A 16444-nucleotide genomic window follows, 5' to 3' on the forward strand; every position below is an offset into this window, starting at 1 on the left:
GCGGTGGCGTCACATCAGGCAATACGCATCAGAACCCAAGACTATCCAACAAATCGTCCACCTGATCCTGACTGGCTACCACACCGGCTTTGCTGGTATCAACCTGTGGTCCATTCAGCAAACTCTGGTTTTCACGTTTTGGACGCGACTCCTGTTCCGGGATGTTTTCCAACAGCACCATTAGCAACTGGCGTTCAATCTCCTGAATGACATCCATCATCCGTTTAATGACCTGCCCGGTGAGGTCCTGAAAATCCTGCGCCATCATGATTTCCAGTAACTGCGCATTGGTAAAACCAGTATGCGTCGGCACATCCGCCAGAAATTGCCGTGTATCGGTCACCAGTTCGCGGGCATCGGCAAGGTCAATGGGATCGGCAAACCAGTCATCCCAGCGTTGGGTTAACGCTTTTGCTGATTTCTCCATGTGATCCTGATGCGGTTGTGAAGCCTCAACACTGTTCAGCGCCCGCTCCGCAGCCTGGGCAGTCATCTGCACAACGTAGTACAAACGATCGCGGGCATCGGGGATGGCTTCCGCCGCTTCGGCAATGGCCTGATCCAGCCCCAGCTCCCGTAGACTGTCGCGCAGCATACGCGTCAGGCTGCCGATGCGCGCAATGATATCGCCAGCAGAATTTTCATCAGCAGGTTTGATTGATGGTTGCATCATTGTCGCATCCTCACATGCCCAGTTTCTCAAAGATTTTGTTGAGTTTTTCCTCCAGCGTCGCGGCGGTAAATGGCTTTACCACGTAGCCACTGGCCCCCGCTTGTGCTGCGGCAATAATGTTTTCTTTCTTCGCTTCCGCAGTCACCATTAACACCGGCAATGCCGACATCGCGCCATCAGCGCGAATCGTTTTCAGCAATTCCAGTCCATCCATGTTTGGCATGTTCCAGTCGGAGATAACAAAACCATATCCTCCCGCCTGCAACTTATTGAGAGCATCGGCGCCATCCTCCGCTTCCTCAACATTATTAAATCCCAGCTCTTTCAGCAGGTTACGCACGATGCGTCGCATGGTGGAAAAGTCATCCACAACCAAAAATTTAAGCTCTTTATCCGCCATCTCACACTCCTGATTTAAATACGTATCGCCTGTCCGGCACTAATTTTTGCCAGCATTTGCTGGCTTACCTGGCTAAGATCGACCACTTCGCAGACGCCACCCATATTGATGGCCTCGCGCGGCATGCCGAACACCACGCTGCTTGCTTCGTTTTGCGCAAGAGTCCATGCCCCCGCCTGACGCATTGCTAACATTCCTGCCGCGCCGTCGCTGCCCATGCCCGTCAGGATCACCCCAACCGCATTACGGCCCGCCTGTTTGGCCACAGAATGGAACAGCACATCTACCGATGGCCGATGGCGATTAACAGCCGGGCCATCGTGAATTTTGATTTGATAATTCGCGCCGCTACGCGCCAGCTCCATATGCCGATCGCCCGGGGCGATATAGGCATGCCCCGGCAAGACGCGTTCTCCATCCTCGGCTTCTTTCACGCCGATTTGGCACAGCTTATTAAGTCTGTCGGCAAAAGAGCGGGTAAAACCGGGTGGCATATGCTGGGTAATTAACAGTGCCGGGCTGGTAAGCGGCAACGGTTGCAATACGTGACGGATCGCCTCGGTGCCGCCTGTTGAAGCGCCAATCGCAATCAGCTTTTCTGAACTCAATAGCGGTCCGGCCTTTAGCGTTGTCGGTGCCGATAACGGTTTATGCGCAGTAAGGCTCGCCCTTGAGGCTGTTCGCACCTTTTCGGCAATCATTTCGCTATACGCCAGCATTCCTTCGCGGATCCCCAGTTGCGGTTTGGTGACAAAATCTATCGCCCCCAACTCCAGCGCGCGCAGCGTGACTTCAGAACCTTTGCCAGTCAGAGAAGAAACCATCACTACTGGCATCGGTCGCAAACGCATTAATTTTTCGAGGAAATCCAGTCCGTCCATGCGCGGCATTTCAACGTCAAGCGTCAGCACATCAGGGTTGAATTTCTTAATCAAATCACGCGCGACCAGCGGATCGGGAGCGGTCGCTACCATTTCCATGTCACTATGGCTATTGATGATTTCTGTCATGATCTGGCGCATCAGTGCCGAGTCATCGACCGACAACACCCTGATTTTGCTCATCGTTAATCCTTACTTAGCGCATACACCGTCTGACCACGCAATGTGAAGCTGCGCTCAAGGTGGCTAAAGTTTTCAGAGTGACCCGCAAACAATAATCCGTCAGGTTTAAGCAGCGGTACAAAGCGGCGCAAAATCTCCTGCTGGGTCGTTTGATCGAAGTAGATCATGACGTTACGGCAAAAGATCGCATCGAACGGCCCCGGCACAGCGTACTGTTTCGCCAGCAAATTCAGCGGGGAAAAATCGATTGAGTTCGCCAGTGCCTGACGCACACGCACCAGCCCCTGATGCGGCCCCGTGCCGCGCATGAAATAGCGCTGAAGTTGTTGCGGCGTCAGTTTTTTCAGCTCTTCATGGCGATAAATACCGCTTCTGGCTTTCTCCAGCACTTCGGTGTCGATATCGCTGGCGAACACTTTCCAGCGTCCGGGCGCGGTACCCAGCGTGTCCGCCAGCGTCATGGCAATGCTGTATGGTTCTTCACCTGTCGATGCCGCCGCACTCCATACGCGATACTCGCCAGAGCTATGGCGGGCGTGCTCCGCGAGCAATGGGAAATGATGCCCCTCGCGGAAAAATGCCGTCAGATTTGTGGTCAGTGAGTTAATAAACGCCTGCCACTCGCCGCTGTGCTGATTAGATTCCAGTAAATTCAGATAATGGCCGAAGTCTGCCAGCCCCAGCGAGCGCAAACGTCGCACCAGGCGGTTGTAAACCATGTCGCGTTTGTGGTCAGCCAGGACTATCCCCGCACGTTGATAGATCAATTGACTTATCCGCCGAAAATGCGCGTCGGAAAGCGCCAGGCGCTCGGTCATCTGTAACAATAAAGACGTTTGCCCGCAGGGCAGAGATGATGTCATAGCGCCTTCTCAGTCACTTCAGGAAACCACTGATTCACCCGTTGTACCGTTGCAGCTGCCTCTTCTGCCAGTGCGACGTTTTGTTGCATCACCTGATCCATCTGGCTGAAATGACCAAGTGAGTAAATACTCATCAAAATGTTTCCCAGTTTGGATCTTGTTCAGTAATACGCAGTCGCGGCTGTGCCGGTGGTTGTTCAGTGGCAGGACGGGATTGTGGTTTATTCGTTTGCGAGCTGGTAGCCAGACGGAATGTGGAAACTGCTTGCGTTAAACGGCTGGCCTGCTCTTCAAGGGCCGCCGCCGCTGCGGCAGATTCCTGCACCAGCGATGCGTTTTGTTGGGTGACGCGATCCATTTCCGATACCGCCAGCGCCACTTGATCGATGCCGCGACTCTGTTCATCCGATGCCGAGGCAATCTCGCCCATAATGTCAGTAACGCGGGTGACGGCATTGACAATATTAGTCATGGTTTCCCCGGCACTTTCTACCAGCACTGAACCGGTATCAACGCGGGAGACGGAGTCTTCTATCAGCGCTTTGATCTCTTTTGCCGCCTGGGCGCTGCGACTGGCGAGATTACGCACTTCGCCCGCCACCACGGCAAACCCACGCCCCTGTTCCCCTGCTCGGGCGGCTTCAACAGCCGCGTTTAGTGCCAGGATATTGGTCTGGAAAGCAATGCCATCGATAACACTAATAATGTCGGCAATTTTCTGCGAACTGTCGGCAATTTCGTGCATGGTTTTCACCACGCCGTCCACGACTTTGCCACCATGCTGGGCAGTGTCCGAGGCACTTTGTGCCAGTTGCGAGGCTTGACGGGCGTTATCGGCGTTCTGTTTCACCGTTGCAGTGAGTTGTTCCATGCTGGCGGCCGTTTCTTCCAGCGCCGATGCCTGCTGTTCAGTACGGGAGGAAAGATCGGTATTACCCGCAGCAATTTCACGTGTACCAGCATAGATAGCGTCTGAACCTTCGCGCACATGGTTGACCGTGTCAGTCAGAGAGCGTTGCATATGTGAAACGCTCTGTGCCAGGTCGCCCATTTCACTGCGTCCCGCAATGCTGAGGGTATGCGCCAGATTGCCACCAGCAATTTCCCGGATGTGAGAAATGATCTTCGCTAATGGGTTAAGTAGCATGCGGCGGATGCCGTACCATGCCACCAGCAGAATCAATACCACCACCAGGGCGATAACCACCAGTTGCCACTGGGCAAATCGGTAATCATCTGCGTTGTCAGTGACGATATCGTGATACAGTTTTTCACTACTGAGGGCGTACTGGGCAAAGGCTTCGCCCATCGCATTTTGCATTCCCTGGGTTGGCTGAGCGAAATAGGCTCCAGTATTACCATAATCAAGATAATCAATCAGTTCTGTTAATGCTGTGTGATAGTTTTTATATTTTTCGTCGATATTACGACTGGTAGCGACCATTTCAGGTAACGGCGCCATGATTTTGAATTTTTTATAATGGATTGCAGCCTGGGCCAATGTTTTCCTGGCGCTATCAAGTAATTCAACTTTGGCGTTACTTTGTTGATTGGATGAATCCATCATCATCCGCACCGCTGAACGACTCAGGTTAATGCGCGTTTGCAGCATTAAATCCCAGGTTGAGGTCAGCTCGCTTTGTTGTTCCCGTAATTGATTGGAAACCACAAAACTTTTCTGGCTATGGTGAAGAGAAGAAAAAAACAGACTTCCGGAAATAAGCTGTAACAGTGCGAATACCCCCAGCACCATTACCAACAGCGTGACTACGCGGATACGGTTAATCATAAGGCACCTTCCTGAAAACAAGTTGTTTTCGTTATCGGCAGGAAGGTGGGAAACTTTATTTCTGATGCCAGTCATGGCGAAATTAAAATGAAAAACCCGATGTGCAGGGTATCGGGCCCATTTCATTTGAGTACAGCGGGAAAAATTATGCGACTTCTGATGCCGCAGTATCCAACAGCGCCATCTCTTCGCTATTAAGCAGTTTTTCGATATTAACCAGAATGAGCATGCGATCGCCCAGCGCCCCCAGACCGGTGAGGTATTCTGTGGAAAGCGTCACAGCGAATTCCGGTGCCGGGCGAATTTGTTCCGTCGTCAACGAAAGAACATCTGAAACGCCATCTACCACAATACCGACCACCCGCTGCCCAAGATTCAGAACGATAACCACCGTGTTGTCGTTATACTCCACATCCACCTGGCTGAACTTAATACGCAAGTCGATAATCGGCACAATAACGCCGCGCAGATTAGTGACGCCTTTGATAAACGCTGGCGTATTGGCAATTCGCGTGACCTGATCGTAGCCACGGATCTCCTGCACTTTCAGAATATCGATGCCGTACTCTTCGTCACCGAGGGTAAATACCAGAAACTCCTGGCCTGACGGTTCGCTGGCCAGCTTTGTTACATTTGTCATACCGGTCATATTTATTCCCTTTTTAGTCAATCAGGCGGCGGTATTCGCCATACGTTGTTCGCGGTTTATCGCCTGCAAGGCGGAGACATCAACAATCAGTGCCACGCTGCCGTCACCAAGAATGGTTGCAGCAGAAATTCCAGGGACTTTGCGATAGTTACTTTCAAGGTTTTTAACCACCACCTGATGTTGGCCAATTAACTGATCCACCAGCAAGGCGTAGCGGCGACCGCCACTTTGTAAGATCACCACAATTCCCTGGGTGGCTTCGGTTTTCGCGCCCGCGACGTTGAACACTTTCCACAGTTCGACGATGGGCAGATATTCACCCCGCACTTCCAGCACCCGTTCGCCGCCTGCCAGTGGATGCAGATCGGCTTCACGAGGTTGTAGTGATTCCATGACGGCGTTCAGCGGTAGAATGAAAACTTCGTCAGCAACGCGTACGGACATGCCGTCGAGGATCGCCAGCGTCAACGGCAGTAAAATGCGGATTGTGGTGCCAACGCCCTGCTTCGACTGGATTTCAACGTGGCCGCCCATCTCCTGGATGTTACGCTTGACGACATCCATGCCGACGCCGCGCCCGGAGACATCGGTGACCTGCTCCGCCGTGGAAAAACCAGGGGCGAATATCAACATCGCCACTTCGTCGTCAGTCATGTTGTCGCTAACGCTCAGACCTTGCGAGACGGCTTTTGCCAGAATCCGCTCACGGTTTAGTCCAGCCCCGTCGTCGGTCACTTCAATGCAGATGTTGCCGCCCTGATGTTCGGCAGACAGGATTAAATTTCCAACGCTATCTTTACCGGCAGCGAGTCGTTTTTCTGGCTGTTCAATACCGTGGTCGAGGCTATTGCGTACCAGGTGGGTCAGCGGGTCGATAATGCGTTCTATCAGACTCTTGTCGAGTTCGGTGGAACTGCCCACCAGCGTCAGTTCCACCTGTTTGCCAAGTTTACCCGCCAGGTCGCGCACCAGCCGGGGATAGCGGCTAAAGACATATTCCATCGGCATCATGCGAATCGACATCACTGATTCCTGCAAATCGCGGGCGTTACGTTGTAACTGCCCCATGCTGGTAATCAAATCCCCATGATTCACCGGGTCCAGTTCGCTGGAACGCTGGGCAAGCATGGACTGGGTGATAACCAACTCGCCGACGAGGTTAATTAATTGATCAACCTTTTCAACCGCCACGCGGATGCTGCTGGATTCGCTGCCGCGCGACGGTTTTTCCCGTTCCACTCGCCCTGCTGGTGCTTGTTCGGCTGCCAGTTTAAGTACCGGTGGCGGGGATATTTTGGGCGCGGACTCTACTGTTTCGAAGGTAATCTGATCGGCCTCAATCACAAAACAGAGCACCGCTTTGATGTCATCTTCCTCCATGTCGCCCGATAATATTGCCGAGAGATAATCCGCCCCCTTCATCACATCAGTTAACGTTGTCAGATGGCCCAGCTCTTCTTCCAACAGTTCGACTTCTCCCGCCTTCAGACGCGAAAGTAGAATTCGTCGCGGCGACTCACTGTTACTCTGCTCATCTTGCAGTTCACTTTTGGCAACCACACTTAAACGGGTCATGGCGGGTGCCGTTTCGCCTTTCGCTTCTATTGCCAGTTGACGTAAGGCCTGGCAGATATTGTCAAAGCTGGCGGCATCTGGCTCTTGCGACTGTTTATAAGCGTCGAGCTGTTCCTGCATGATGTCCTTCGTTTCCAAAAACAGATTGATAATGTCGGTGTTAAGCTGCATTTCACCGCGTCTGGCTTCGTCGAGCAGGTTTTCCATCAAATGCGTGGTTTCCTGCAATACGCTAAAGCCAAAGGTTCCCGCCCCTCCTTTAATGGAGTGAGCTGCACGAAAGATGGCATTCAATTGTTCGGCATCTGGCGCTTCTGGCTGTAAATTCAGCAGATGCTGCTCCATATCGGCCAACAGTTCGTCCGCTTCATCAAAAAATGTCTGATAAAAATCGCTTATATCCATGCTCACGCTGTCACCTCGGTTCGGCTAATGGCATTTTGGGAACACTGACCTGCGGTGTTACCCCTGGTTTTTCCAGGACGCTTACCGGCTCATTCTGGCTTTCGGCGTTTTCATGCAAAATGGCCTGTTCGGCTTGTTTATTCAGTACCAACAGACTGATTCGACGATTAACGGCATCATCCGGGCCGCGATCGCTTAAGCGCATAGTCGCCGCCATGCCGACAACACGTAAAATTTTGCCATCAGCCAGACTTCCCACCATTAGCTCACGGCGCGACGCATTGGCGCGTTCAGTGGAAAGCTCCCAGTTGCTGTAACCTTTCTCACCATTGGCATAAGGGAAATCATCGGTATGACCGGAAAGGCTGATGCGGTTAGGAATACCGTTCAGCACGGGCGCAATGGCGCGCAGAATGTCGCGCATATAGGGTTCGACGTCAGCACTGCCGGTTTTAAACATCGGGCGATTCTGGCTATCAATTATCTGGATACGTAAACCTTCCTGCACCAGATCGATTTTGAGATGCGGGCGCATCGCCCGTAGTTTCGGGTCTGATTCAATAAGCTGGTCGAGATCGCCACGCAATTTCTGCAGCCGACTTTGCTCCATGCGTTTTTTCAGCTCTTCAATGTTCGGCTGCTTATTCACTTCCCCCTGGCTTTGGGTGAAATCATCACCACCGCCGGGAATTGGGCTTTCGCTATTAGAAATTCGATCTCCGCCCGTTACCGCGGTCGCCAGCGGCGTACGGAAGTATTCCGCAATCTGAATCAGCTCTTTTGGGCTGGAGATGGAGATAAGCCACATCACCAGAAAAAAAGCCATCATCGCGGTCATAAAGTCAGCATAAGCAATTTTCCACGAACCATGTGCTGCCCCGTGACTTTTCGCTTTGCGTCGTTTGACGACAATAATCGGATGCGCTTGATTCTTCATGCTTCCTCGGTTGTCGTCTGCTGTTGCGGATTTTTCACCGCGCGCACATGCTCTTCCAGTTCAACAAACGACGGACGTTCGCTGGAATAGAGCGTTTTGCGACCAAATTCAACGGCGATAGGCGGTGCGTAACCGTTCAGATTAGAAAGCAGTGTGACTTTGACGCACTGCATCATTTTGCTGGTTTCGGCGCTTTTCTGGCGCAAAACACTCGCCAATGGGGAAATAAACCCGTAAGCCAATAAGATACCGAGGAAAGTCCCCACCATCGCATGTGCGATGAGCGCCCCCAACTCGGCGGCAGGACGATCGGCTGAACCTAATGCGTGCACCACCCCCATTACGGCCGCAACAATACCAAACGCAGGAAGAGAGTCTCCGACCAACGCCAGGCTGTTCGCCGGGACTTCCGCCTCGTTTTCGTGCGTTTCTATCTCTTCGTCCATCAGCGCTTCGATTTCAAAAGTATTCATGTGGCCGCTGATAATCAGGCGCAGATAATCGACGATAAAATCCAGCATAACGGCATCTGCGAGGATGCGTGGATAACTGGCGAAGATCTCGCTCTCTCGAGGATTTTCAATATCGCGTTCCAGTGAGAACATGCCCATTTGCCGCGATTTCGCCATCAGACGGTAAAGCAGCGCCAGCAAATCCATATACATTGCTTTGGTATATTTAGAGCGACGAAACAATAATGGCAGCGCCTTCAGCGTACCTTTGATTGCTTTACCATTGTTGCCGACGATAAACGACCCAATGCCTGCACCGGCAATAATCACCAGTTCAGCGGGTTGATAGAGTGCTCCAAGGCTTCCACCGGTCATCAAATAACCGCCGAAAACTGTACCGAGAACAACCAGGTAACCTAATAAGATAAGCACGACATCATCCTTCCACTGTTGACCATGACAGGATGTTCAGTCGGCAGACGTGACCTTACGGCTGGAGAAAATAAGCAGCGGCAATTGCTTACCGCTGCAGGAGTGTTTCGCCACACCGTATGGGTTAAACAGCCTGTATTCTCTGTTCATCCAGCAGTTGAGGGATAATATCGGCAGGGTTCTGAGAAAGTTTACGTCTTTTTACGGCGCGCGATGGCGGTTGGCATAAGCTGCAGGCAAAACTGCCGACAGGTTGATGAGCATGGGTGATAAAATTACCGCCGCAGCAGTTGCAGCTGGAAAGTTGTAGTAAATCACTTTCGACAAATCGCACCAGAGTCCAGGCGCGAGTTAGCGCCAGCAGCGGTCCATTTTCTGCTTGTGGACACTGTTCGAGGTATAAACGATAGGCTTTAATTACCGCATCGACGCCATTACATAACCCGGTTTTCAGTAAAAACTGCCATGCATTACAGAACATCGAGGCATGAACATTTTGTTCCCAGGTCATAAACCAGTCGGTAGAGAACGGTAACATACCTTTCGGAGGCGGGCTTCCGCGCAGCTCTTTATAGAGCTTGATCAAACGTCCGCGACTTAATTGTGTTTCGCTTTCCAGCATCTGCAAACGAGCGCCCAGGGTTATCAACTCCATTGCGAGTTGAATATCACGGGCTTCCTGAACCATGCTTTTTTCACTCATGATCAGGCCCTTTTCTTACGTTGTGCTTCTTCGGGCTGATTAACATCATTCAATAAACGCGTGGAAAGCATAATTCCGGTGTGAATTTGCTGGAGATCGTCAACACGGGAATCCTGCGTCAGTTGGTTAATAGTCTGGTGGCTGTCAAAACGGAATTGACAAATCAGTTGATTGGTTTCGGCCAGTTTAACCATTTGCGGAAGAGTCAGCGTCGCCAGCGTTGTTGCCATTTCTTCATTAATACCGAGACGAAACATGGCGGACGCTTTGTCCTGAACAATCAGACGCTGTGCAAGAAGTAAATATGACAAGTTAATGTCATAAATATGTTTCAGCAACTCGGAGGTATGCATTATTCCCACCCAGAATAACTAACTTTATTTTTTATGCGGTATCACCGCACCCCGTGATGTCGCCGGGAAATCCCGGTAAAAAGTAAATAAAAATGGAATAGTAGCGATCAACGAAAAAACACACAGACATCATAAGAGGTGAAACACATCTTACACAGAGTGATGCTTTTTACACTTATCTAAGATTTTTCCTAATTCGACGCAACTGTACTCGTCACCACTCTCACATACAACGGAGCGGAGCCGCGATTTTCGACAATGTGTGACACAGATCACACAAAACACTCAATTACTTAACATTAATGTATAAGTCATACTTTTGTTTTGCGCATATTTCATTCTGTTAAAAATTTTTTCAGCTTATCTGTCAGCAAAAATGATGTGGAAGGATAAAATTGAGATGTTGCGCACTGTTAATATAAATCACCGTGAATAACCATATACAGGATATGGTATAAATATCTTTGAGCCCTATAAATCATTTAAAAACAGTTAATTAAATAATGCGACTCCATTTAATAAAAATTACGACTGTCAACAACCTTAATGTTAATAATATGTTTTATTATCATTAACCATTTGTTTAATGAGAGAAATCAATTTCTCCACTTCCTCATCATCACCCGCATGACCACATAGTAACATCACGCCATTAATTAATTATATTTATTAATAACCATGCTAATATTTTCCTTTTTGACCAAGTTGTTATTGCATATGTACCTCATTCAGGGTAAAGCTGTGATCTCACCTGAAGTTCATAGAATAAGGAGCAGGTTATGAGCTATAACAATATTCTTGTTGCCGTTGCTGTCTCACCGGAAAGCCAGCAACTGTTAGCAAAAGCGGTATCTATCGCCCGTCCCGTTAATGGGCGGATCAGTTTAATCACTCTCGCTTCCGATCCAGAAATGTACAATCAATTAGCCGCGCCGATGCTTGAGGATTTACGCAGTGTGATGCATGAAGAAACACAAAACTTTCTGGACAAATTAATTCAGGATGCGGGATATCCCGTAGAAGAAAAGTTTATAGCTTACGGAGAGCTGAGCGAACATATTCTGGCGGTCTGCCGTAAACATAAATTCGATTTGGTGATTTGCGGTAATCATAATCACAGTTTCTTTTCGCGAGCATCCTGCTCGGCGAAAAGTGTGATTGCCTCAAGTGAGGTTGATGTGCTGTTAGTTCCGCTTATGGGAGATTAACCGCAATTACGCCATCTTTGGAAAGGTCGCAACTTTATCGCGCTGCTGGCTTTCCGCGCTGCGCGGAACTATCTGCTTTAGGTCGCTAATAAAGCACTCCTGCCAGTGGTTAATATCGTTTTTCACGATAATTTCCAACATTTCCGCATGACGGGAAATACGTTCCGCCAGCGACATGGTCAATGCCCGATTCAACGCCGCCGCGACTTCATCACGATCGTATGGGTTAACGATTAACGCTGACGTCAGTTCATTTGCCGCCCCCGCAAATTGTGAAAGTACCAGTACGCCTGGATTGGCAGGATCCTGGGCGGCGACATATTCTTTCGCCACCAGATTCATCCCATCACGCAGCGGCGTCACTAATCCGACATCGGAATAGCGGAAGATTTTCATCAGTAATTTGCGGTCGAAATGCTGGTTCAGATAATAAAGCGGTGTCCAGCCTAATTGCCCATATTTTCCGTTAATCCTCCCGGCTTCATTTTCCAGTTGATGACGAATATCCTGATACGCCTGCACATCACCACGCGAGGTTGGCGCTATCTGGGTATAACGTATTTTGCCATGATGCTGCGGGTATTTTTCCAGCAAGGCTTCATAGGCGAGAAAACGCTCAGGCAGACCTTTGGAATAATCCAGCCGTTCGACAGAAAAGATGTTTTGTACGTTTTTCAGCTCCGCTTTTAATTGCGCCAGTTTTGGCGGCAGCGGTCCGGCTGCCTGTTTGGCTATTTCATCCGGTTCAATACCAATAGGATAAACTTCGGTGCGAAATGCCTTGCCCCAGGCCGTATGATTGCGCGAGCTACGCGTCGTGACGCGCGTCAGGTTGGAAAGACAATCCAGAAACGCCAGGCGATCGTTTTCTGTCTGAAACCCCAGCAAATCATAATCACAAAGCTGTTCAAGCAACGTGTCATAAGTCGGCAGCGCGTTGAAGATTTCCGGTGTCGGGAAAGGAATATGCAGGAAGAAACCAATGCGATTATTCACGCCACGTTTGCGGAGTTCATGCGCAAATGGCAACAGGTGATAATCGTGGATCCAAATAATGTCATCGTCTTCCAGCAAAGGTAGTAATTTATCTGCCAACAAGGCATTCACGCGCAAATAGCCTTCCCAGGCGGAACGCTGAAATTGCACCAGATCGAGTCGATAATGAAATGCGGGCCAGAGAACAGCATTGGAGAATTGGTTGTAGTATTCGTCGAGATCCTTTTCACTGAGGTTAAAAGAGGCCCAGGTGATATTTCCTTTTTTCACCTTTTTTAGCGGCTGATCCTCATTCCCTGTTTCGCCACTCCAGCCAAACCACAGTCCACCTGCGGCTTTCAGTGCCCCCAGTATGCCGACAGCAAGGCCACCGGCACTGGCGGCGTGCTCGTCTGGTGGTGCAATCCGGTTAGATACTACGACTAAACGACTCATAGTCATCACTCCTGTTATTGTCTCTTTTATTGTCTCTTTTTAGTTGTTGTAATGCGTTGGTTATCATTTCAAGCCAGCTCCAGACATCCGGCACGCCCGCCAGCCGCCATGATGCCTGAGTTGCGCCTGTGCCAATTTTCACTGACATTCCGCCCAGCCTGTTAACGACCGAGAAGCCAGATTCATCGGTTAAGTCATCGCCTAAAAAAATGGGTTTGCGGCCAATAAAGGGACCTTCCTGCATAAATGCGGCAATCGCCTCACCTTTACTGGTACCTCTCGGTTTGATCTCGACAACACACTTTCCCTGCTGTAACGCCATTTGTGGCCAGATCTGAGTAATACGTTGCGCTAATGTCATTAATGCGTCTTCATGCTGCGGAGCCTGACGATAATGCAGCGCAAAAGCCATCCCTTTCGTCTCCAGCTCCGCACCGGGATACTGGGCGATGACCGTATGCAGTTGCACGCTAATATCACGCGCAATCGCATCCGGCAGATGAACGATATGCGTTTTACCATTGATGTCACGGCGCTCCGCCCCATGTACCCCCGCTAACGGGAAGCGATAAGGTTTCGCCAGCGCGTCAAGCTCTACCATTGAGCGCCCTGATATCAATGCCAATGCACCATCACTTGCGGTTGCCAGCAGCTGAAGTCCTTGCAGAATATTTTCAGGTACGACGACCTGATCGGGATGCGGTTTGATTTCCGCCAGCGTTCCATCGAGATCAAAAAACCAGGCATAATTCGCGGATAGTTCAGGGGGTTCGGTTAACGGTTCTGTCACCCGGTACTCCTCCTTATCTTTTTATTGTTCGCGCAGAATGCGCTTTACAGTCATGTAAGTATAGACAGTGTGACGAGGCTCGCCATTGGTAAAAAGAACAGCCAACCGTTGTAGCGGTTGGCTGTGGAGGATTTTGGAACTAAATAATTATCGGATAAAGCATCAAACAGTGCGTTTCGCTTTTTGCTTATAACGGTCGAAGATCACTGCAGCCAGCAGGATTAAGCCACGAACAACATACTGTGCAAACGGAGAAATATTAAGCAGGTTCATGGCGTTCTCCACAGTGCCTAAAATTAAGATACCCGCCACCACATATGAGATTTTTCCGATGCCGCCTTTCAGAGAAACGCCACCTAAAACGCAGGCGGAGATAACAATCAGCTCATAACCAATCGACGTCATTGGCTGCCCACTGGTCATACGTGAAGCCAGAATTATTCCGGCTATCGCTGATACCAGGCCCGAGAGAACAAAGATTATAATTTTGGTGCGAACAACCGGTACACCCGCCAGACGCGCGGCCTCTTCGTTCCCGCCAATCGCCAGGGTGTTACGACCAAAGGTGGTTTTATTCAGCAGCAAACCAAAGATAATCAGACATGCGACGGTGAGCCAGATTGGCGCAGGCAGACCGAACCAGTTGGCGTAACCAAGGGCAAAGAAGCTTTCATCTTCGATACCGACCGCTTTACCGTCTGAAATGATGTACGCCAGACCTCGAACAATCTGCATCGTTGCCAGTGTCGTGATCAGAGCATTTATTTTCAGTTTGGCGATAACAAAGCCATTGACCAGGCCACAGAGAACGCCCAGCAACAAACCCGCTGCCACGCCAATCCACAGGCTTTCAGTCAGGTTAATAACCACCGCCGTGGTGACACCCGCACAGGCAATTACGGAGGCGACAGAAAGGTCAAAGTCACCGGAAGCAAGGCAGAACAACATGCCACAAGCCACCATCCCCGACATGGAGATTGCCAGTCCCAGCCCTTTCATATTAATAAAGGTGGCAAAGTTCGGTACGAAGATGGCACAGGCGATAAAAAGCACTGCAAACACCACCAGCATACCGTACTGATCCCAGATACGTCCGAGGCTGAATGACGACTTAGGTGCGCCAGAACCCGATGTAGAAACAGAAGACATCTTATTCTCCTTACTCAGGCAACTGCCTGGCTGACTTTAGGCATAGCAAGGCTCAGTGCCTGACGCTCATCTGCCTGCTCGTGTAGCAATTCACCGGCGATTTCACCTTCCCGCATAACTACGATGCGATCGGCAACACCAAGGACTTCAGGCAGGTCGCTGGAGGCAAACAGTACCGCCACGCCCTGCGCCGCCAGTGCGTAAATCACGTTATAAATTTCATGCTTAGCCCCCACATCGATGCCGCGCGTAGGTTCATCAAGCAAAATGACTTTCATCTCTTCAGATAACCAGCGCCCCAAAATGGCTTTTTGCTGATTACCGCCGGAGAGATTCATAATCAATTGCTCTGCACCTGGCGTTTTGATGTTGAGAGAACGAATGTGGTGATCGGCATTATTGGCTTCCCAGCCGTTGTTGATCACACAACCGCCGTGCACATGTTTGCGACGAGCGCTGATGTTGATATTGTCGCGCACCGAATGCACTGGAATAATGCCTTCTGCTTTGCGATCTTCCGGGCAGAGCATCATGCCAGCAGCAATGGCGTGGCCCGGTTTACGGATATCGATCGGCTGTTGGTCGATATAAACCTGACCGGCGGTAATTTGCGTACCGCCAAACATGCCTTTCATTAATTCGCTACGCCCTGCCCCCACCAGACCAAACAAACCGACGATTTCGCCACTGCGAACAGCCAGGCTTATTGGCGTACGCACGCCAGGTGCCTTTACTGCATCCAGACGCAAGCGCTCCTCGCCATAGCTGCGTGGTTGCCAGCCGTAGATATCGCCGATGTCGCGACCGACCATGGCCTGTACCAGCGAGTCATGATCTACCTGCTGCATGTCGGTAAAGGTTTTGACGTAACGACCATCTTTAAAGACAGTGATGGCATCACTGAGGGCAAAAATTTCTTCCATACGGTGAGAAACGTATAAGATCACCCGCCCCTCTTTTCGCAGTTCACGAATGACGCGAAACAGGTTGTCTATTTCACGCGCAGATAAGGAACTGGTTGGTTCATCAAAAGCGATAATTTTGGCGTTACGTGCCAGAGCTTTGGCAATTTCAACCATCTGCCATTGCCCAATGGAGAGATATTTCAGCGGCGTATCCGGGTCAATATCCATACCCAGATGTTTGAGCTGTATCCCAGCTTCATAATTCAGCAGTGAACGATTCACGATACCGCCTTTATGAGGAAGCTGGCCGAGATAGATGTTTTCCGCGACGGTCATTTCCGGCACGAGATGCAGTTCCTGGTAAATAATCGCGACACCCGCATTCAGTGCAGCGGTTGTATCGGAAAAGGACATTTCCTGCCCATTAATCACTACAGAACCCGTGGTTGGCGCATAGTTTCCACTAAGGATTTTTAAGAGTGTTGATTTTCCGGCGCCATTTTCACCCATCAACGCATGAACCTGACCGGCATAACAGTCAAAACTGATATCCGTAAGCGCCTTAACGCCTGGAAAGGTTTTACCAATGCCGTGAAATGAGAGATACGGGGTAGACTGTTGCATAACGTCTCCGTGAATCACTGGTCGTTTTACACCCCCTCTGCA

General features: G+C 50.3%; 17 protein-coding genes. 1 reads left to right on the top strand and 16 read right to left on the bottom strand.

Translation table 11 applies throughout. The annotated features are described in order from the left end of the window. Nucleotides 1–28 precede the first annotated feature (28 nt). The 12 genes from cheZ to flhD form a co-directional block, all read right to left on the bottom strand. The gene (gene cheZ / locus D9742_RS09095; protein WP_130236690.1) at nucleotides 29–673 is read right to left on the bottom strand and encodes a protein phosphatase CheZ; all 645 of its coding nucleotides are present in this window, start codon (nucleotides 671–673) and stop codon (nucleotides 29–31) included. Nucleotides 674–683: 10 nt separating this feature from the next. Further along, complete coding sequence (gene cheY / locus D9742_RS09100) at nucleotides 684–1073, bottom strand: chemotaxis response regulator CheY (protein WP_000763855.1); 390 nt, start codon at nucleotides 1071–1073, stop codon at nucleotides 684–686. Nucleotides 1074–1087: 14 nt separating this feature from the next. Continuing rightward, nucleotides 1088–2137 carry a protein-glutamate methylesterase/protein glutamine deamidase gene (gene cheB, locus D9742_RS09105; protein ID WP_130236691.1) on the bottom strand — a complete coding sequence of 350 codons (1050 nt, stop codon included), beginning with the start codon at nucleotides 2135–2137 and terminating at the stop codon, nucleotides 1088–1090. A 2-nt stretch (nucleotides 2138–2139) separates the two neighbouring features. Continuing rightward, nucleotides 2140–3000: a protein-glutamate O-methyltransferase CheR gene (gene cheR / locus D9742_RS09110; protein WP_130236692.1), complete on the bottom strand. Its 861-nt coding sequence runs from the start codon at nucleotides 2998–3000 to the stop codon at nucleotides 2140–2142. Continuing rightward, the gene (locus D9742_RS23155) at nucleotides 2997–3134 is read right to left on the bottom strand and encodes a hypothetical protein (RefSeq protein WP_165382777.1); all 138 of its coding nucleotides are present in this window, start codon (nucleotides 3132–3134) and stop codon (nucleotides 2997–2999) included. The genes cheR and D9742_RS23155 overlap by 4 nt, the downstream gene beginning before the upstream one ends. Then, entirely contained in the window at nucleotides 3134–4789 is a 1656-nt protein-coding gene (gene tar / locus D9742_RS09115) for a methyl-accepting chemotaxis protein II (protein ID WP_130236693.1), read from the bottom strand. The genes D9742_RS23155 and tar overlap by 1 nt, the downstream gene beginning before the upstream one ends. A 145-nt stretch (nucleotides 4790–4934) precedes the next feature. Beyond that, nucleotides 4935–5438: a chemotaxis protein CheW gene (gene cheW / locus D9742_RS09120; RefSeq protein ID WP_130236694.1), complete on the bottom strand. Its 504-nt coding sequence runs from the start codon at nucleotides 5436–5438 to the stop codon at nucleotides 4935–4937. A gap of 21 nt (nucleotides 5439–5459) precedes the next feature. Beyond that, the gene (cheA, locus tag D9742_RS09125) at nucleotides 5460–7424 is read right to left on the bottom strand and encodes a chemotaxis protein CheA (protein ID WP_130236695.1); all 1965 of its coding nucleotides are present in this window, start codon (nucleotides 7422–7424) and stop codon (nucleotides 5460–5462) included. 4 nt (nucleotides 7425–7428) lie between these two features. Further along, nucleotides 7429–8355, bottom strand: coding sequence for a flagellar motor protein MotB (gene motB, locus D9742_RS09130; protein WP_130236696.1), 927 nt, complete (start codon nucleotides 8353–8355; stop codon nucleotides 7429–7431). Then, the gene (gene motA, locus D9742_RS09135; protein ID WP_130208527.1) at nucleotides 8352–9239 is read right to left on the bottom strand and encodes a flagellar motor stator protein MotA; all 888 of its coding nucleotides are present in this window, start codon (nucleotides 9237–9239) and stop codon (nucleotides 8352–8354) included. The genes motB and motA overlap by 4 nt, the downstream gene beginning before the upstream one ends. Nucleotides 9240–9363: 124 nt before the next feature. After that, nucleotides 9364–9942, bottom strand: a complete 579-nt coding sequence (gene flhC, locus D9742_RS09140) for a flagellar transcriptional regulator FlhC (protein ID WP_130236697.1) — start codon at nucleotides 9940–9942, stop codon at nucleotides 9364–9366. A 2-nt stretch (nucleotides 9943–9944) separates the two neighbouring features. Then, nucleotides 9945–10295 carry a flagellar transcriptional regulator FlhD gene (gene flhD / locus D9742_RS09145; RefSeq protein WP_130208529.1) on the bottom strand — a complete coding sequence of 117 codons (351 nt, stop codon included), beginning with the start codon at nucleotides 10293–10295 and terminating at the stop codon, nucleotides 9945–9947. Nucleotides 10296–11074: 779 nt separating this feature from the next. Here flhD and uspC point away from each other — a divergent pair. Continuing rightward, nucleotides 11075–11503: a universal stress protein UspC gene (gene uspC, locus D9742_RS09150; protein WP_130236698.1), complete on the top strand. Its 429-nt coding sequence runs from the start codon at nucleotides 11075–11077 to the stop codon at nucleotides 11501–11503. Nucleotides 11504–11509: 6 nt separating this feature from the next. Here uspC and otsA read toward each other — a convergent pair whose 3' ends face one another. The 4 genes from otsA to araG form a co-directional block, all read right to left on the bottom strand. Further along, nucleotides 11510–12934 carry an alpha,alpha-trehalose-phosphate synthase gene (gene otsA / locus D9742_RS09155; RefSeq protein ID WP_130236699.1) on the bottom strand — a complete coding sequence of 475 codons (1425 nt, stop codon included), beginning with the start codon at nucleotides 12932–12934 and terminating at the stop codon, nucleotides 11510–11512. Further along, nucleotides 12909–13724: a trehalose-phosphatase gene (otsB, locus tag D9742_RS09160; protein ID WP_130236700.1), complete on the bottom strand. Its 816-nt coding sequence runs from the start codon at nucleotides 13722–13724 to the stop codon at nucleotides 12909–12911. The genes otsA and otsB overlap by 26 nt, the downstream gene beginning before the upstream one ends. 162 nt (nucleotides 13725–13886) lie before the next feature. Beyond that, a complete protein-coding gene (gene araH, locus D9742_RS09165) occupies nucleotides 13887–14873 on the bottom strand; it encodes an arabinose ABC transporter permease AraH (protein ID WP_001563512.1) in 987 nt (328 codons plus the stop codon). A 14-nt stretch (nucleotides 14874–14887) separates the two neighbouring features. After that, nucleotides 14888–16402: an arabinose ABC transporter ATP-binding protein AraG gene (gene araG / locus D9742_RS09170; RefSeq protein ID WP_130236701.1), complete on the bottom strand. Its 1515-nt coding sequence runs from the start codon at nucleotides 16400–16402 to the stop codon at nucleotides 14888–14890. Nucleotides 16403–16444: the final 42 nt, after the last annotated feature.

It is taken from the genome of Escherichia sp. E1V33 (assembly GCF_004211955.1).
GTDB lineage: Bacteria > Pseudomonadota > Gammaproteobacteria > Enterobacterales > Enterobacteriaceae > Escherichia.